Source organism: Humibacter ginsengiterrae, assembly GCF_054780115.1.
The window spans coordinates 164,570-180,883 of record NZ_BAAGWY010000006.1; the positions used below are offsets into that span (position 1 = coordinate 164,570).

Genomic DNA, 16,314 nt, shown 5'->3' on the forward strand with positions numbered 1-16,314 from the left:
TCCACTCTTCCGCTCGGGTCATTGTGCCGTCCAACGGGAGAATTCGATCGGTTCATTCGCCCCGCGTTCTCAATCCCGCTGAAGAGCGATCGCGTCTTACAGCGTGTAAGCGTTTGACGCAAACGCTTACATTTGCGTTCTCACAGGTCTAAGGTTCCTAAGACACGGTCACATCGCCATCGGCGCCGGCCGTCGCAGCACACACCACAGCACACCAGCTCGCTCGAAGAGGAGTGGACATGACAAGAGCGCGTAAAACGTCCCTGCGTCTGGCGGGGGTCGCCGGCGTCGCAGTACTCGGCATGGTCCTTGCCGGATGCTCGGGGGGAGGCGGCGGCAGCGGCTCGGGCCCCGCGCAGGAGAACCTCGACGGCAAGGGTCCTATCACGTACGTGCAGGGCAAGGACAACAGCAACGTCATCCGCCCTCTGCTCGACAAGTGGAACAAGGCGCACCCCGACGAGAAGGTCACCTTCAAGGAGCAGTCCGACAAGGCCGACCAGCAGCACGACGACCTCGTGCAGAACTTCCAGGCCAAGAATGCGAACTACGACGTCGTCGACGTCGACGTCGTCTGGACGGCCGAGTTCGCCGCCAAGGGATGGTTGCAGCCGCTGACCGGCAAGATGGCCATCGACACGTCGAAGCTCTTCAAGCCGACGGTCGCGACGGGCACCTACAACAACACCCTGTACGCGGCACCGCAGACCAGCGATGGCGGCCTGCTGTACTACCGCAGCGACCTGGTGAAGACTCCCCCCACCTCGTGGGACGACATGATGAAGGACTGCGACATCGCGAAGCAGGCCGGCATCGGATGCTACGCCGGCCAGTTCGCTCAGTACGAGGGCCTCACCGTGAACTCGGCCGAGGCCATCAACACCGCAGGCGGCACCATCGTCGGCAAGGACGGCAAGACGCCGACCGTTGATTCAGCGGAAGCCAAGAAGGGCCTGCAGCAGCTGGTCGACGCCTTCAAGAACGGGAACATCCCGGCAGAGGCGATCACGTACCAGGAGGAGCAGGGTCGGCAGGCATTCGAGTCCGGCAAGCTCCTGTTCCTGCGCAACTGGCCCTACGTCTACAACCTGGCCAAGACCGACGGATCCAGCGTGGTGAAGGACAAGTTCGCCGTCGCACCGCTGCCGGGCAACGGCGACGGCAAGCCCGGCGCATCCAGCCTCGGCGGTCACAACGCGGCGATCAGCGTGTACTCGAAGCACAAGCAGACGGCGCACGACTTCATCGAGTTCCTGCAGAGCGAGGAGACCCAGAAGTTCTTCATGACGCAGGGCTCGCTGGCACCGGTGCTCTCCTCGCTGTACGACAGCGACGAGCTGAACCAGCAGTTCCCCTACCTCAGCACGTTGAAGAAGTCGATCGAGAGCGCGGTCCCGCGCCCGGTGACGCCGTTCTATCCGGCCGTGACCAAGGCCATCCAGGACAACTCCTACGCGGCGTTGAAGGGTGACAAGTCGGTCGACCAGGCGGTGAGCGACATGTCAGCCGCCATCAAGACAGCCGGCTCCGGCAGCTAGCCATGTCGACCCAGACGGTCGCTGGGGGCGCGGTGCGCGCGCCGCGCCCCCAGCGCGAGCACAAACGCGGGCAGACCAGGTGGGCGATCTGGCTCCTGTTGCCCACCATGGTCCTGCTGGCGGTGGTGATCGGGTACCCGATCGTCAGCGCCGTCGTGATGTCGTTCCAGAAGGATGCCGGCCTGGACTCCGCCACCGGCATGTTCGTTCAAGGCGGCTTCGCGGGCTTCGCGAACTACACGCACTGGCTCCTGCAGCAGTGCTCATCGGCGACTGGGGCGATCGCGTGCCCTCCGGGCAGCCTGGGTGCTCAGTTCTGGAACGCGGTCGGCATCACGTTCTTCTTCACGGTCGTCACCGTGGTGCTCGAGACCCTGTTCGGGCTGTGGATGGCCATCATCATGAACCGCGCCTTCCACGGCCGCGGAATCGTGCGCGCCGCCATCCTGGTGCCGTGGGCCATCCCGACCGCCGTCACGGCGAAGCTCTGGTACTTCATCTTCTCGGCCGCGGGCATCGCCAACGTCCTGATCGGACAGCGCGTGCTCTGGGTGAGCGGCGAGTGGTCGGCGCGGTGGGCCATCATCATCGCCGACACGTGGAAGACCACGCCGTTCATGGCGCTGCTCATCCTCGCCGGGCTACAGCTGATCCCGGAGGAGCTGTACGAGGCGGCGAAGGTGGACGGCGCCACGACGCTTCAGCGGTTCTGGCGAGTGACGATGCCGCTGCTGAAGCCCGCGCTGATGGTGGCGGTGCTGTTCCGCATTCTGGATGCCCTGCGCATCTACGACCTGCCCGCCATCCTCACCGGAGGAGGCGGCGGAAGCGGCAACGCCACGACCACGCTCTCGATCCTCGTCGTCGATCAGATCAGGCAGGGCCCGAACAGCGCCTCTGCACTGTCGACCATCACGTTCATCATCATCTTCCTGGTCGCGTTCGTCTTCGTGCGGTTCCTCGGCGCGAACGTGGTGCGCACGCAGGAGTCCCAGCAGAAGGGCACGCTATGAGCGCTATCGCAGGTCCTGCTGCCGCCTCCACCGAGGGGCGCGAACTCCGCCGAGCGGGCGCGGCCACGGTCAACACCGCCGCCCGGCGCAGGCGCCGAGCCCAGAGCATCCGCACTGGACTCAGCGCCATCGTCATCGTCGTATGGTGCATCGCCCCGTTCTACTGGATGATCGTCACCTCGTTCCGCGACGTGGGCTACACCTTCGACAACACGCCATGGATCACGCACTTCACGTGGGAGAACTACGTCACGGCGCTGTCGACGAACCTCGGCAACCACCTCGGCCTCGCGCTGCTGAACAGCCTCATCATCGGCGGCATCACCACCATCGTCTGCCTACTGTTCGGAGTCTTCGCGGCGTATGCCCTCGCGCGGCTGGACTTCCGGTTCAAGGGCATCGTGATGGGCGTCATCCTCGGCGCGTCGATGTTCCCCGGTGTTGCGCTCCTGACACCGCTGTTCCAGCTGTTCACGTCGTGGGGCTGGATCGGCACGTACCAGGCGCTGATCCTGCCTGACATCTCGTTCGCGCTGCCGCTGACCGTGTACACGCTCACGTCGTTCTTCCGCGAGATGCCGTGGGACCTCGAAGAGGCGGCACGCATCGACGGTTGCACGTCGGCGCAGGCGTTCCGCAAGATCATCCTGCCGCTGGCCGCTCCCGCCGTGTTCACCACCGCGATCCTGGCGTTCATCGCCAGCTGGAACGAGTACCTCATCGCCAGCCAGCTGACGACGGATGCGACCCAGACGGTGACGGTCGCGATCGCGGGGTTCACGGGCAGCCAGCCGCACCAGGAGCCGTACACCGCGGTGATGGCCGCGGGGGTCGTGGTGACGATCCCGCTCATGATCCTGGTGCTGATCTTCCAGCGTCGCATCGTGGCCGGCCTCACGGCCGGCGGTGTGAAGGGGTAGCGCGATGCGCGGCATCCGGGTGATGAACAGCGGCTCGCGGCGTGACCCGCGCGAGACGCTCGACGTGTTCGTCGGCGTAGTCGGGTTCTTCACGGCCGCGTTCTTCGTCATCACGCTGGGGTGCGAGCTCACCGGTCAGGATGCCCTGGGCTGGGCGCTCGCACTGCTCGCGTTCGTCGTGCTGCTCGCCCTGCTCCTTCTCGGGCGGCGTCGCATGACGAGACGGATGCTCGCCGCCCGGCAGAGCCCCGCCTCCCAGAGCACCGTGCGCGGCTGACGAAGGTCATGACGGGCATCGACGACGTCGCGCGGGCGAGTGGCGTGTCCACGGCAACGGTGTCGCGGGCGTTGCGCGGGCTGCCGAACGTGGCCGCGGAGACCCGGGAGACGGTGCGGCGAGCCGCGGACGCGCTCGGATACGTGCCGTCGTCGAGCGCCGCGGGCCTGGCCACCGGGCGCACCATGGCGATGGGCGCCGTGGTGCCCTCGGTGAGCCGGTGGTTCTACACGGCCGTGCTGGAGGGCATCGACCGGGAGCTACGGAGCGCGAGCTACGACCTCATCCTGTTCAACCTGGGCGGTCGTGGTGGTGACCGGTCGCGGGTGTTCCACCGCTCGATCCTGCGCAAGCGCACGGATGCCCTGGTTGCACTGTGCCTCGATTTCAGCGCGGAGGAGCGCAGGCAGCTCGCCTCCACCGGGCATCCGGCGATCGTGGTGGGCGGGCCCGTGCGGGGCATCCGGCACATCGGCATCGACGATCTCGGTATCGCGTGCGCCGCCACCCAGCACCTCATCGAGCTCGGGCACCGCGAGATCGCGTTCCTCGGCGGTGACGACGAGGAGGGGCTGAACCACGTGGTGCCGCGGGCCAGGCGGGCGGGCTGGGAGCGGGCGATGGCCGCCGCGGGCCTGCCGGTGCGGCCTGATCTCGTGCTGCACGGCGGGTTCGACACGGCGGCCAGCCGCAGGGCGGTGGACGCGATGCTGCATGCCGGGCGCCGGCATCCGACAGCGATCTTCGCCGGCAGCGACGAGATGGCGCTCGGCGCACTGCTGTCGCTGTGGGCGCAGGGGCTGCGGGTGCCGCAGGATGTCTCGGTGATCGGAATCGACGGGCATCCGCTCTCCCGCGTGTTCTCGCTGAGCACGTTCGAACAGGACCCGGGCGAGCAGGGAGCCACCGCAGTAAGGATGCTGCTCGCCGAGCTTGCCGGAGACCCCGCGCGACCGCGTTCTGTACGGCATCCGGTGCGATTCGTCGACCGGGGAAGCACCGCGCCGCCTCCTTCGACGGCGCCATGAACCTGAGACAACACTCCGGGATTCGTTGCTGAAGCGCTCCCCGCGAGCGCTTGCAGTGGCCCGTTCGGCGGGCGTGGTTTCACGAATGTGGGACTGGCGATCGTGACGTGAAGCGACCGGCGGTGTCACGGTGCCACTGGATGCCGCCGGCGTTGTTCCGAGATCGCGCCGGAGAGGGCGCGTACGGCGCTGCGCGGCGAGTGACGAATCAGCCAGATGATCAGCCGATACCGCAGGGTAGGTATGGAGATCACCTTGCCTTTGTCCACGTCGCGTAAACACGCTTCGACAAGGTCTTCCGAGTTCAGCCACAGTCCATTGGGAATCGAACTCGACGGTATGCCAGCGCGCTCGTGAAGCTCGGTACGCACCCATCCGGGGCACAGTGCCGTCACTCGTACGCCGGTGCCCTTCAGTTCGACTGCGAGGCTCTCGGTGAAGGTGGTCACCCACGCTTTGATCGCGGAATAGCTCCCCATGGCGAGGAAGCCCGCGGTGCTCGAAACGTTGACGATGGTTCCCGCACCACGGAGGCGCATCGAACGTGCCGCCGCAGCGGAGAGCACCAGCACGCTACGGCACATGACCTCCAGCGCCTGGTCGTGGAGCGTCGAGTCCTGATCGGTGAGATCCGTGGATATGCCGAATCCGGCGTTGTTGATGAGGATCTCGATCGGTCGCGAGTCATCGGCCAGCCGAGCCACCACTCGGGCGACGTCGTCCCGCGAACCGAGGTCCGCTTGAATGATCTCCACGGTGCGTCCGGCCATTCCTAGTTCGGTGGCCATGGCCTCAAGTCGATCCCTCGAACGGGCGACGAGCACGATGTCGTTTCCACGATCCGCGAGAGTGCGCGCGAAGGCCGCACCTATGCCGGATGTGCCGCCTGTGATGAGAGCAGTAGCCATGGTCAGCACGATACGGCGCTGGCGACCCGAGCTCCGCAACAGGCGGTCCCCCGCGCTCGCCGTGTCAGCGGGGCCCGCCATTGAGCTGGTCGGGGAAACGACACTTCACGTGAACCTGAGAGAACACTCCGGGATTCGTTACTGAAGCGCTCCCCGCAAGCGCTTGCAGTGGTTCGGCAGCGGGCATAGTTTCGCAAATGTGCCGGGCGGCTCGTCCCGGCCGACACCGTTCAACCGGGGGCGACCCGCTGAACCCTACGCAATGCAGCGCCAGCAGCCGGCCGACGCCCCGCAGCGGCCCAGGCTCTTCGCCCCGCGGCTGATCGGTGTGCCATCCAAGTCGCGTCGGTGAACGCGCACTTCGGCGTGCCCGCACACCGGAGTGCCCGAGCCGCGCGACCACGTCGGTACGAAGACGAGGAGATCATGTCGAAGAACATCACGCGAGCCCTCGGGCACAGGCGCATCATGAAGGTCGCGGCCATAGCCACCGCGATCGCCACGGTGGGCGTGCTCAGCGCGTGCAGCTCGGGAGGAGGCGGGTCGACGTCGACGTCGACGAGCTCCGCTTCGGGCAACGCGACGAAGGGCTCCATCACCTGGTGGGCGAGTCCCATCACCACGAGCGGCACCGATCCGCGCACCGTGCTGATCAGTGCCTTCGAGAAGGCGTATCCGAACATCTCGGTCAAGCTTCAATCGGCGCCGAACAACACCGACACGAACCGCGCCACCCTGACCACCCAGATCTCGGGCGGCGGAGGACCCGACGTCTACATGGGCGACGTCATCTGGCCGGCACAGTTCGGCGCTCACCAGCTCGCCCTTCCACTGTCGAAGTACCTGCCGAAGAGCTACTGGAGCTCCTTCGCCAGCGGACTGGTCGACGGTGCTACCTACAAGGGACAGGTATACGGCGCACCGTTCTTCGAGGACCAGGGATTCCTCTACTACCGCAAAGACCTTCTGCAGGAGAACAACCTGAAGGTTCCGACCACGTGGGAGGAGCTGGTGCAGGACTCGAAGACCGTGCAGAGCAAGGGTGAGGTGAAGTACGGCTACGTCTTCCAGGGCGACAACTACGAGGGCGCGACCTGCAACTTCATGGAGTTCCTGTCGGATGCCGGCGGCACCGTGCTGAACAAGAACCAGACGAAGTCCACGCTCGACAGCCCGGCCGCGACGAAGGCGCTGACGTTCATGCAGAGCCTGGTGAAAGACGGCATCAGCCCGCAGGCCGAGTCGACGTTCCAGGAGACCCAGTCGATGAACTCGTTCGCAGCCGGCGACTCTCTCTTCCTGCGCAACTGGGACTACGCGTACTCGAACTCGCAGGCATCCGGTTCCGCGGTCGTCGGCAAGGTCGGCGTCGCCCCGATGCCGACCTTCCAGGGCCAGCCGACCCCGGGGTACTCCAACATCGGCGGCTGGAACCTGTACGTGAACCCGCACAGCAAGAACGTGGCGGCCGACCTGACGTTCATCAAGTGGATGACCGGCAAGGATGCGCAGACCACGCTCGCCACGCAGTTCAGCGAGATCCCGACGAACGCGGCGGTGCGCTCCTCCTCCGCGGTGAAGAACGCCAACCCGGTGCTGGCGATCGTGTCGAAGACCAAGCTGGTGCCGCGTCCGGCGCAGACGCCGAACTACCCGCAGGTCAGCAAGGCGATCTACACGGCGGTCAACGGCGTGCTGTCCGGTTCGGCGCAACCGGCGGACGCGATCAAGACGGCCAATACGTCTATCAACAGCGCACTGGGCGGCGGTCTCTAGGCGCGACGTGCGCACCTGTGGCCGCCGTGCTGAGCGCGGCGGCCACAGAGCACGAAGCCTGACGAGCGGCACCGGCGAGCCAAGGAGGACTCGACCATGTCAACCACGAGTACGGACGCACCGCTACGCACTGCGCTGCCGCCCGAGTTGCGCCACAAGGGCGCATACCGGCGCCTCATGGCGCGCATCGGCTGGGGCTTCTCCGCTCCGGCGCTGATCCTCATCGCCGCTGTCACGCTCTTCCCTGTCGTGTTCTCCGTCGTGATGAGCCTCGGCAATGTCAATGTTCTGGGCAGCGGCTTCCAGATCGACGGCTTCACGCTGTCGAACTACGGCATCGTCTTCACCAGCCCGTTGTGGCAGTACGCACTGCTCTTCACGGTCGGTTACACCATCGTCACCGTGATCGTGGAGCTCGTGCTCGGCACGCTCATCGCGCTCGTCCTCGAGAAGCTGGGCGCGGCGCGAGGCTGGATGATGGCCATGCTTCTGGTGCCCTGGTCGCTGATCACCGTCATCTCCGCGACGTTGTGGGACTACATCTACGACCCCACCTACGGTGCGGCGGATGCCATCTTCCAGGCTCTCGGGCTCGGCTCGCCCGTCATCCTCGGGTCGCCGGTCTCCGCGATCATCGCGATGATGATCGCCGATATCTGGAAGACCACCCCGTTCGTGGCGATCATCGTGCTCGCCGGCCTCGTGATGCTGCCGAAAGACGTGTTCGAGGCCGCCGAGATGGATGGCTCGAACGGGTGGAAGACGTTCTGGCGGGTGACGCTGCCGCTTCTGCGACCGACGATCGCGCTGGCGGTGCTGTTCCGCATCCTTCAGGCGTTCGGGGTGTTCGATCTTCCGTTCGTGCTCACCGGAGGCGGCCCGCAGAACTCGACGACCTCGCTGGCCATGCTCGGCTACCAGGTGATGTTCACCGACCTGAAGTTCGGTCCTGGCGCCGCCGTCGCCGTGACCACGGCGGCACTGGTGGTGATCGGCTGTCTCGTCTTCCTCAAGGTGTTCCGATCACAGGTCAGCGAGAACGAGGGAGACTGACATGCGCAAACGTTCGCTCGGCGCCCGCTGGGGCCTGGCCATCAGCTCCGCCATCATCGTCCTCTTCGTGATGGCGCCCATCTACTGGATGCTCGCCGCCAGCTTCAAGACGACGGCCGGCGTCTCGTCGCAGCCGCCGCAGTGGTTCCCGACGCCGCCCAGCGTCGAGAATTACGCGATCGCTTTCGTCGACCACGGATTCGCCCACTACATCCTCAACTCGGTTATCGTCTCGGTGATCGCGACCGTGATCGTGCTCGTGCTCGGCACTCTCGCCGGGTACGCCCTCGGCCGTCTGCCGATGCGCGGCAGGTTCCCGATCATGGTGTCGCTGCTGGTGCTCTCGGTCTTCCCGGCGATCGCGCTCATCGCGCCGTTGTATCTGCTGATGCGCGACATCGGCTGGCTCGACAGCTATCAGGCGCTGTTCGTTCCGTACGCGGCGATCAACCTGCCGTTCGCGATCTGGATCCTGCGCAACTACTTCATCGGCGTGCCGAAGAGCATGGAGGAGTCCGCCCGCATCGACGGGGCGTCACCGATCCGCACGGTCTGGTCGATCGTGCTGCCGATGGCGTTGCCTGGCCTGTTCACGGCGGGCATCTTCGCGTTCACCGCCTGCTGGACCGAGTTCCTGATGGCGCTGTCGTTCAACAGCGCCGATGCCTTCCGCACCATCCCGGTCGGCATCGCCCTGTTCGGCAACGCGCATGTGACGCCGTACGGGGCGATCTTCGCCGCGAGCGCCGTCGCCGTCGTGCCCATCGCCATCCTCGTGCTCGTGTTCCGCAAGTCCGTCGTGTCCGGCCTTACCTCCGGGGCCGTCAAGGGCTGATCGAATGGATGCCTCGCTCCCGCGTCCGCTGCCCGCGTCCAGCAGCATCAACGATGTGGCGAGAGCGACGGGCGTGTCGACGGCGACGGTCTCGCGCGCCCTGCGCGGGCTGCCGAACGTGTCAGAGACGACCCGCGCGCTCGTGCGGCAGGCTGCGGCCGACCTCGGATACGTACCGTCGTCGAGCGCCGCGGGTCTGGCGTCCGGCCGAACGATGGCGATGGGCGTCGTCGTTCCCACGCTCGACCTCTGGTTCTACTCGACCGTGCTCGAGGGTGTCGACGCCGTGCTGCGGCGCGCGGGCTACGACCTCATCCTGTTCAATCTCGGGGATCGCCACGGCGGGCGGGAGCGGGTCTTCGACCGCAGCATCCTGCGCAAGCGAACGGATGCCCTCATCGCGCTCTGCATTGACTTCAGTGCCGAGGAGCGCCGGCATCTGGCATCCACGGGGCATCCCACCATGATCGTGGGCGGTGCCGTGCGGGGTCTTCGACACGTCGCCATCGACCAGCTCGGCGCGGCCCGCATGGCGACCGAGCACCTCGTCGGCCTGGGTCACACCGACATCGCCCACGTCGCCGGCGACGTGATACCCGGATACACGAAGGATGCGCCGGAACAGCGCCGGCGCGGATTCCAGGAAGCCCTCGCCGCCCACGGGCTGCCGAACCGCCCGGACTGGACCGTGCACGGAGCATTCGACCTCGCAACCGCCAGGGGTGCCGTGGCTGAACTTCTCGAGCGCCCGGGCCCGCGGCCGACGGCGATCTTCGCCGACTCGGACGAGATGGCCATCGGAGCGATGGTGGCGGCCAGAAGCGCCGGGCTGCAGGTTCCCGGCGACCTCTCGATCATCGGCATCGACGACCACCGGCTGGCCGCGCCGTTCGAGCTCACCACGGTGGCGCAGAACCCGTTCGAGCAGGGCGCACTGGCCGCCAGGATGCTGCTCGAGGAGCTGCGAACGAACAGCGCACCCAAGCGTTCGGTGCGGATGCCCGTGCACCTGGTCGTGCGCGGCAGCACCGCTGCTCCCTCGGAGTCGACGCCGGCGGCGCCGGCTGTCACCTCGACGTCAGAGCCTCGACTCGCCCCGGCATCGCCACCCGCGGCATAGCTGCCGACCCGAGCGTACGGTGCGCCCGGAAATCACTCGATGCGCCGGACGTATCGAGTTGATAGGTCCGGCGCATCGTCGGGTTTCCGGTCGACCGTGTCACGCGGTTGGCGCGTCGCCACGAATCAGCAGGTGGCTCAGTCGGCGTCGCCGATACCAATCGCCTCCGCCTCCTGCTCAGCGCCTTCGACCGCGCCGTCCGCACGACGCAGCGCGCGGCGTCCGAACAGGATGATGAACGTCGAGATCACGAGCACGATCGCACCGAACAGGAACGGCACGGCGGCACCGAACGCGTTGCCGAGGGCAGCGGCCACCGGCGGGGCGATCGCACCGCCGATGAACCGAACCCCCGAGTAGGCCGACGACGCAACGGGCCTGGGCAGATCCGTCGCCTCCATCGAGCACTCCGTGAGCACCGTGTTCAGGATGCCCAGGAAGATGCCGCCGACGACGACGAGCACGATGATCGCGACGATCGACTTCACGAAGAGGGCGACGAGCAGCAGGTCGATCGCGAGCAGCGGGATGACGATGGTCAGCACGGTTGTGCGGCGCATCCGGTTCGTGAGTGCGGGTGCGAGCCACACCGACGCGATCGCCAGGCAGATGCCCCAGCCGGTGAAGATGAGCCCGAGCGGGATGGCGGCATCCAGTCCGAGGTCTGCAAGGGCGAACGGCGTGTAGGCCAGCAGCACGAAGAAGCCCATGTTGTAGAACAGCGCTGCGGCGGCCATAACGCCGAGGCCCGGCCTCGCCAGCCCGCGGAACGGCGCGGTGAGCTTGGTCGGCACCGGCTTCTTCTCGTCGCGGGCGCGCAGCATGGTGACGATGGCGAGGAAACCGACCGCCATCAGCGTGGCGGTGCCGAAGAACGGTCCGCGCCACGACACGTTTCCGAGCAGTCCACCCACGAGCGGGCCGAGCGCCATCCCCAGGCCGAGTGCCGCCTCGTACAGGATGATCGCCTGCGACGCTCCCCCGGACGCCGCGCCGACGATGGCCGCCAATGCGGTCGAGATGAAGAGAGCGTTCCCGAGGCCCCAGCCTGCACGGAATCCGATGATCTCCCACACCGACCCGCTGGCGCCGGCGAGGGCTGCGAACACGACGATGACGGCGAGCCCGATGAGCAGCGTCTTCTTCGTGCCGATACGCGTGGAGAGCCAACTCGTGAAGAACATGGCCGCACCGGTGATCAGCAGGTAGGTGGTGAAGAGCAGCTCCGTCTGCGCCGCGGTGGCCTTCAGGCTGGCCGCGATCGCCGGGAGGATCGGGTCGACCAGGCCGATGCCCATGAACGAGACGACGCACGCGAACGCGACAGCCCAGACGGCCATCGGCTGCTTCAGGATGCTCGCACCGCCCGAGTGCTCTGCGCCGCTGTGCCCCGTGCTGTGCTCGATGCGGGGCGTCGGGATGGAGTTGGTATCGGAAGGGATGTCGGTCTGCGTCATCTGGCTCAGTCGTTCGTCTTTCGTGAGGGTGATTCCGTCGATGTCGACACCTGCGCGATGCGCGGAAGCACGAGCTCCAGCGCGTGCTGCACAACGCGACGGTCGTCGTCGATGAGGTCTTGGAAGTACGGGAGCAGGGCGGTCGCCAGCGTGTTGCGCCACTCGGTCAGCTGGATGATGCCCTTCGCCGAGATGCCGATCTGCCAGGCTCTGGCGTCGTCGGCATCCGCGATGCGCTTCACCCACTCGCGCTCGACGAGGCCGGCGACGATCTTGGTCATCGTCGGCTGCGCGACCTGGCTGGCTGCGGCGAGTTCGCCGAGGCGCATCGGCCCGGACTGCTGAAGCACCGCGAGCGTGCGCCAGGTGGCCGGACCCTCCGGGCCACCGGAGAGTCGGTGGGCGAGGCGGGTCACACGGCCGGAGAGCTGCACGAAATCGCTGAGAAGGTATCGCAGTTCGGCTTCGCTGCCCGTCTCATCCCTGAGCTGAAGGGAGATCGGTTCGGTAAGCATGAAACAATCATATATAGCCAGGCTATGTATTTCAAGTCATGCCCCCCCCTCCCGGCGAGACTACGTGTATGCGCTGACGCTACGTGCACCACGGCTAGTGTCAGCGCATACGCCTAGTGTCGGTGCACCGAGCGAGCACAAGGAAGGGCGCCGTCCCGAACAGGGATGACGCCCTTCTGCGGTTCTGAGAACCTGCGGCCCCTAGCGGGGCAGGTACTACTTGAGCGTGACGGTCGCGCCGGCCTCTTCGAGAGCGGCCTTCGCCTTGTCAGCGGTCTCCTTGTTCGCGCCCTCGAGCACGGCCTTCGGAGCACCGTCGACGACGGCCTTCGCCTCGCCGAGACCGAGGGAGGTCAGCTCACGCACGACCTTGATGACCTGGATCTTCTTCTCACCGGCAGCCTCGAGGACGACGTCGAAGGAGTCCTTCTCCTCAACCTCTTCGGCAGCGGCACCGGCGCCACCGGCGGCCGGGGCAGCAACGGCGACGGGCGCAGCGGCGGTGACCTCGAAGGTCTCCTCGAACGCCTTGACGAACTCCGACAGCTCGATGAGCGTCAGACCCTTGAACTGCTCGAGCAGCTCCTCGGTGGACAGCTTTGCAGCCATTTTCTTCTCCTTGGTTTTTTCGTGTACTCACCGCGGCGAGCATCCTTCACCCCCGAAGGGCGAGCGGATGCCTACGCTGCGGACTCCTGCTTCTCGCGCAACGCGTCGACCGTGCGAACGGCCTTCGACAGCGGTGCGTTGAACAGATATGCGGCTCCGAACAGCGAGGCCTTGAAGGCACCGGCCAGCTTGGCCAGCAGCACCTCACGGGACTCGAGGTCGGCGAGCTTGCCTACCTCTTCGGCGGAAAGGGCACTGCCATCGAAATAGCCGCCCTTGACCACGAGAAGAGGGTTCGCCTTGGCGAAGTCACGCAGACCCTTGGCGACGTTCACGGGGTCACCGTGCACGAAGGCGATCGCGGACGGTCCGGCGAGCTCGTCGTCGAACGCCGAGATGCCGGCGTTGTTCGCCGCGATCTTGGTCAGCGTGTTCTTCACCACGGCGTAGGTCGCGTCTGCGCTGATGGACCTGCGAAGCTCACGAAGCTTCGCAACAGACAGACCGCGATACTCGGTCAGCAGAACGGCGGTCGAGCTCTTGAACTTCTCCTCGAGCTCGGCAACCGTGGCTTCCTTGTTCGCCATGGCCACTCCTCTTACCTACGAGACGCGCGGCGGATGCTGCGCGCCGCCTTCGGACCGGCCGGAGAAAGAAAAACGCTCCATGCGCAGGCACGGAGCGTGTCGGATGCCCGCACTGAAGCGGACTTCGTCTCGATCTCGCCTGCGCGGGCCGTCTCGATCCGATCTGCTGATCAGTTCGAGAACCTTCGATCGACGTGCGAGCACGCCGATGACCGGCGGTCTTGGGCTCCATCAAGCCTACGCGATGCGCCACGGATGCCCAAATCGCGGACGACGCGGAATAGTTGACAAAGCTCATTAGTTGACTAATGTGAACTAGTCCATTCCCATCGCAAGGAGTTCCATGACGCACGCCGCCACGAAGACGGAGCCGGAGTCGCAGGCATCCGGTCCCGCCAAGATGTCGCATCGGCAGGTACTCGAGGCGCTCTCCGGTCTGCTGCTCGGCATGTTCGTGTCGATCCTGGCCGGAACCGTCGTCTCGACCTCGCTGCCGAAGATCATCGCCGACCTGAAGGGCGACCAGACCGCCTACACCTGGGTCGTCGTCGCCACGCTGCTGGCCACGACCGTCACCACGCCCATCTGGGGCAAGCTGGCCGACCTGTTCAACCGCAAGCTGCTCATCCAGCTCTCGCTCGCCATCTTCGTGATCGGCTCAGCGCTCGCCGGGTTCTCGCAGGACACCAGCATGCTGATCGGATTCCGCGTGCTGCAGGGCGTCGGTGCAGGCGGTCTCACGGCGCTCAGCCAGGTGATCATGGCCGACATCATCAGCCCACGCGAGCGCGGAAAGTACATGGGCGTCTTCGGCGCCATCATGGCGGTCGGAACGGTAGGCGGCCCGCTGATCGGCGGCGTGCTCACCGACTCGGTCGGCTGGCGCTGGAACTTCTACATCGGAGTTCCGTTCGCGATCCTCGCGATCATCCTGCTGCAGACCACGCTGCACCTGCCGAAGAGGCCGAAGCAGAAGGTGTCGATCGACTACCTCGGTGCGGTGCTGATCGCCGCCGGCGTCTCGATCCTGCTGATCTGGGTCTCGCTGGCCGGGCAGAAGGGCCAGTTCGAGTGGGCATCCGCCACCAGTTTCTGGATGGTCGCCGCAGCGGCCGTCGCACTCATCGCCGCCGTGCTCGTGGAGCTCAAGGTGAAGGAGCCGGTCATCCCGCTGCGGCTTTTCAAGAACCGCACGTTCACGTTCTCGGCGATCGCCAGCATCTCGGTCGGTGTGGCCATGTTCGGCACCTCGGTGTTCCTCGGCCAGTACATGCAGCTGGCGCGCGGCGCCACGCCGACGCAGTCCGGCCTGCTCACGCTGCCGATGATCGTCGGCCTGCTCGTGTCGTCGGTCGTGATCGGCCAGATCATCAGCCGAACCGGCAAGTGGAAGTCGTACATGGTGGTCGGCAGCATCCTGCTCATCGCCGGGCTCGTGCTCATGGGCACCATCGACTACGACACCAACTACGTGGTGCTGTCCATCTACATGTTCGTGCTCGGTGCGGGCGTCGGCATGGTGATGCAGAATCTCGTGCTCATCGTGCAGAACGTGGTCGCGCCGGCCGAGATGGGAGCCGCGAGCGCTGCGGTCACGTTCTTCCGCAGCCTCGGCGGCACGGCGGGCGTCTCGGTGCTCGGATCGGTGCTCGGCACCCAGGTCGCGAACCACCTCGCCGACAAGTCGCAGGAGCTGACGTCGGCGATCATGAAGCTCGGTCCCGCGGGTGCCGCGCTCGCCAAGTCGCTGCAGAGCGGCACGATCCCGAACGTCTCCTCGCTACCGCAGAGCGTGCGGGTGATCGTGGAGTCGGCGTACGGCCAGTCCGTGGCGTTCGTGTTCCTGATCGCCGTACCCCTCGCCGTCATCACGCTCGTCGCGGTGTGCCTGCTGCCGAACAACAAGCTCGGCACGAAGACCACGATCGAGCGTCAGCACGACGAGGATGCCGCCACTTCCGTTCCGCGCGATGGTGCGTTCGCTACCGCCGCCGTCGAGTTGATCGACGACGCCGATGCCCTGATCGGCGGGCAGTCGCTGGAGGCGGTGGATGCGATCGCGCACGCCCCGCGCGCCGCGCACGACGGATCCGACGCGGCCTCAGGCATCCGCTCGGATCAGTAGCGAGAGATCGCCTGGATATGATGCCCACCATGACCGAGAGCGATCGCGCCGCCGGTGGCGGGACCGCAGGCAGCAGCCCCGGCGCCGGACTCGACGGCGCGATCGAGTCGGTCGAGCGGGAGTTCAGCACGCTCTTCGTGAAGCTGCGCAACCGCATGCGGGCGCAGGCGCTTCAGCTGCATCCGGAGATCCAGCCGGCCGGCTACCTCATGCTCACGACGCTCTCGCGATCCGGGCCGATGCACGCCGGCGCGCTGGCCGAGGTGCTCTACGCCGACAAGAGCCTCGTGAGCCGTCAGGCGTCGCAGCTGGAGCAGCTGGGACTGCTTCGCCGCGAGCAGGACCCCGCCGATCGGCGCGCCACCTATTTCGCGCTCACCGACGAGGCGCAGAAGCGGCTGAAGCAGCTCTTCGAGCGCAATCGCGAGGAGCTGCGCTCGGGCCTTTCGGGTTGGGATGTCGAGGAGCTGCGGCTGTTCGCGCGGCTGCTGCACCGGCTGAACGAATTCTGATCCCGTGCACTGCGGGACGCACCCGTCGGCGACGAATCGGC

Annotated in this window: 16 protein-coding genes; 11 read left to right on the forward strand and 5 right to left on the reverse strand. The window is 66.4% G+C overall.

Annotation, left to right across the window (positions count from 1 at the left end; genetic code table 11):
- Nucleotides 1–239: 239 nt before the first annotated feature.
- Genes ACYVII_RS09535 through ACYVII_RS09555 form a run of 5 tightly spaced genes read left to right on the forward strand, consistent with a single transcriptional unit; the run spans nucleotide 240 to nucleotide 4,776 of the window.
- Entirely contained in the window at nucleotides 240–1,538 is a 1,299-nt protein-coding gene (locus ACYVII_RS09535; RefSeq protein WP_460534287.1) for an ABC transporter substrate-binding protein, read from the forward strand.
- Nucleotides 1,539–1,540: 2 nt separating this feature from the next.
- Nucleotides 1,541–2,551, forward strand: coding sequence for a carbohydrate ABC transporter permease (locus tag ACYVII_RS09540; RefSeq protein ID WP_460534289.1), 1,011 nt, complete (start codon nucleotides 1,541–1,543; stop codon nucleotides 2,549–2,551).
- On the forward strand, nucleotides 2,548–3,471 hold the full coding sequence (locus ACYVII_RS09545) for a carbohydrate ABC transporter permease (protein WP_460534291.1): 924 nt from the start codon (nucleotides 2,548–2,550) through the stop codon (nucleotides 3,469–3,471). The genes ACYVII_RS09540 and ACYVII_RS09545 overlap by 4 nt, the downstream gene beginning before the upstream one ends.
- Nucleotides 3,472–3,475: 4 nt before the next feature.
- Nucleotides 3,476–3,748: a hypothetical protein gene (locus tag ACYVII_RS09550; RefSeq protein WP_460534293.1), complete on the forward strand. Its 273-nt coding sequence runs from the start codon at nucleotides 3,476–3,478 to the stop codon at nucleotides 3,746–3,748.
- 8 nt (nucleotides 3,749–3,756) lie between these two features.
- Nucleotides 3,757–4,776, forward strand: a complete 1,020-nt coding sequence (locus tag ACYVII_RS09555) for a LacI family DNA-binding transcriptional regulator (RefSeq protein WP_460534295.1) — start codon at nucleotides 3,757–3,759, stop codon at nucleotides 4,774–4,776.
- A 125-nt stretch (nucleotides 4,777–4,901) separates the two neighbouring features.
- On the opposite strand, the gene ACYVII_RS09560 is transcribed toward ACYVII_RS09555, so the two are convergent.
- Nucleotides 4,902–5,684, reverse strand: a complete 783-nt coding sequence (locus ACYVII_RS09560) for an SDR family NAD(P)-dependent oxidoreductase (protein WP_460534297.1) — start codon at nucleotides 5,682–5,684, stop codon at nucleotides 4,902–4,904.
- Between the two features lie 426 nt (nucleotides 5,685–6,110).
- Here ACYVII_RS09560 and ACYVII_RS09565 point away from each other — a divergent pair, with 426 nt between their 5' ends.
- From ACYVII_RS09565 to ACYVII_RS09580, 4 genes are all read left to right on the forward strand, one after another.
- The gene (locus ACYVII_RS09565) at nucleotides 6,111–7,460 is read left to right on the forward strand and encodes an ABC transporter substrate-binding protein (protein ID WP_460534299.1); all 1,350 of its coding nucleotides are present in this window, start codon (nucleotides 6,111–6,113) and stop codon (nucleotides 7,458–7,460) included.
- A gap of 96 nt (nucleotides 7,461–7,556) precedes the next feature.
- On the forward strand, nucleotides 7,557–8,513 hold the full coding sequence (locus ACYVII_RS09570) for a carbohydrate ABC transporter permease (protein ID WP_460534301.1): 957 nt from the start codon (nucleotides 7,557–7,559) through the stop codon (nucleotides 8,511–8,513).
- A 1-nt stretch (nucleotide 8,514) separates the two neighbouring features.
- The gene (locus tag ACYVII_RS09575) at nucleotides 8,515–9,348 is read left to right on the forward strand and encodes a carbohydrate ABC transporter permease (RefSeq protein WP_460534303.1); all 834 of its coding nucleotides are present in this window, start codon (nucleotides 8,515–8,517) and stop codon (nucleotides 9,346–9,348) included.
- Nucleotides 9,349–9,352: 4 nt separating this feature from the next.
- The gene (locus ACYVII_RS09580) at nucleotides 9,353–10,468 is read left to right on the forward strand and encodes a LacI family DNA-binding transcriptional regulator (protein WP_460534305.1); all 1,116 of its coding nucleotides are present in this window, start codon (nucleotides 9,353–9,355) and stop codon (nucleotides 10,466–10,468) included.
- Between the two features lie 137 nt (nucleotides 10,469–10,605).
- Here the strand turns inward: ACYVII_RS09580 and ACYVII_RS09585 are convergent, their stop codons facing one another.
- The 4 genes from ACYVII_RS09585 to rplJ form a co-directional block, all read right to left on the reverse strand.
- Entirely contained in the window at nucleotides 10,606–11,808 is a 1,203-nt protein-coding gene (locus ACYVII_RS09585) for an MFS transporter (RefSeq protein WP_460534422.1), read from the reverse strand.
- A 122-nt stretch (nucleotides 11,809–11,930) separates the two neighbouring features.
- A complete protein-coding gene (locus ACYVII_RS09590) occupies nucleotides 11,931–12,440 on the reverse strand; it encodes a MarR family winged helix-turn-helix transcriptional regulator (RefSeq protein WP_460534307.1) in 510 nt (169 codons plus the stop codon).
- A 216-nt stretch (nucleotides 12,441–12,656) separates the two neighbouring features.
- The gene (gene rplL / locus ACYVII_RS09595) at nucleotides 12,657–13,049 is read right to left on the reverse strand and encodes a 50S ribosomal protein L7/L12 (protein ID WP_440294071.1); all 393 of its coding nucleotides are present in this window, start codon (nucleotides 13,047–13,049) and stop codon (nucleotides 12,657–12,659) included.
- A 71-nt stretch (nucleotides 13,050–13,120) separates the two neighbouring features.
- Nucleotides 13,121–13,636, reverse strand: a complete 516-nt coding sequence (gene rplJ / locus ACYVII_RS09600; protein ID WP_460534309.1) for a 50S ribosomal protein L10 — start codon at nucleotides 13,634–13,636, stop codon at nucleotides 13,121–13,123.
- A 343-nt stretch (nucleotides 13,637–13,979) separates the two neighbouring features.
- Here rplJ and ACYVII_RS09605 point away from each other — a divergent pair, with 343 nt between their 5' ends.
- Together ACYVII_RS09605 and ACYVII_RS09610 are read left to right on the forward strand one after the other, a co-directional pair.
- Nucleotides 13,980–15,761, forward strand: coding sequence for an MDR family MFS transporter (locus ACYVII_RS09605; protein WP_460534311.1), 1,782 nt, complete (start codon nucleotides 13,980–13,982; stop codon nucleotides 15,759–15,761).
- 29 nt (nucleotides 15,762–15,790) lie between these two features.
- Nucleotides 15,791–16,273 (forward strand): MarR family winged helix-turn-helix transcriptional regulator, encoded by a 483-nt coding sequence (locus tag ACYVII_RS09610; protein ID WP_460534313.1) that lies wholly within the window; start codon nucleotides 15,791–15,793, stop codon nucleotides 16,271–16,273.
- The last annotated feature ends 41 nt before the right edge of the window (nucleotides 16,274–16,314 follow it).

Bases quoted from the DNA above. Each gene is read 5' to 3' on its own strand.
- ACYVII_RS09605 (WP_460534311.1), top strand. From the start codon at position 13,980: ATGACGCACGCCGCCACGAAGACGGAGCCGGAGTCGCAGGCATCCGGT.
- ACYVII_RS09555 (WP_460534295.1), top strand. From the start codon at position 3,757: ATGACGGGCATCGACGACGTCGCGCGGGCGAGTGGCGTGTCCACGGCA.
- ACYVII_RS09610 (WP_460534313.1), top strand. From the start codon at position 15,791: ATGACCGAGAGCGATCGCGCCGCCGGTGGCGGGACCGCAGGCAGCAGC.
- ACYVII_RS09560 (WP_460534297.1), bottom strand. From the start codon at position 5,684: ATGGCTACTGCTCTCATCACAGGCGGCACATCCGGCATAGGTGCGGCC.
- rplJ (WP_460534309.1), bottom strand. From the start codon at position 13,636: ATGGCGAACAAGGAAGCCACGGTTGCCGAGCTCGAGGAGAAGTTCAAG.
- ACYVII_RS09585 (WP_460534422.1), bottom strand. From the start codon at position 11,808: ATGGCCGTCTGGGCTGTCGCGTTCGCGTGCGTCGTCTCGTTCATGGGC.
- ACYVII_RS09535 (WP_460534287.1), top strand. From the start codon at position 240: ATGACAAGAGCGCGTAAAACGTCCCTGCGTCTGGCGGGGGTCGCCGGC.
- ACYVII_RS09540 (WP_460534289.1), top strand. From the start codon at position 1,541: ATGTCGACCCAGACGGTCGCTGGGGGCGCGGTGCGCGCGCCGCGCCCC.
- ACYVII_RS09565 (WP_460534299.1), top strand. From the start codon at position 6,111: ATGTCGAAGAACATCACGCGAGCCCTCGGGCACAGGCGCATCATGAAG.
- ACYVII_RS09570 (WP_460534301.1), top strand. From the start codon at position 7,557: ATGTCAACCACGAGTACGGACGCACCGCTACGCACTGCGCTGCCGCCC.
- ACYVII_RS09550 (WP_460534293.1), top strand. From the start codon at position 3,476: ATGCGCGGCATCCGGGTGATGAACAGCGGCTCGCGGCGTGACCCGCGC.
- ACYVII_RS09575 (WP_460534303.1), top strand. From the start codon at position 8,515: ATGCGCAAACGTTCGCTCGGCGCCCGCTGGGGCCTGGCCATCAGCTCC.
- rplL (WP_440294071.1), bottom strand. From the start codon at position 13,049: ATGGCTGCAAAGCTGTCCACCGAGGAGCTGCTCGAGCAGTTCAAGGGT.
- ACYVII_RS09580 (WP_460534305.1), top strand. From the start codon at position 9,353: ATGGATGCCTCGCTCCCGCGTCCGCTGCCCGCGTCCAGCAGCATCAAC.
- ACYVII_RS09590 (WP_460534307.1), bottom strand. From the start codon at position 12,440: ATGCTTACCGAACCGATCTCCCTTCAGCTCAGGGATGAGACGGGCAGC.
- ACYVII_RS09545 (WP_460534291.1), top strand. From the start codon at position 2,548: ATGAGCGCTATCGCAGGTCCTGCTGCCGCCTCCACCGAGGGGCGCGAA.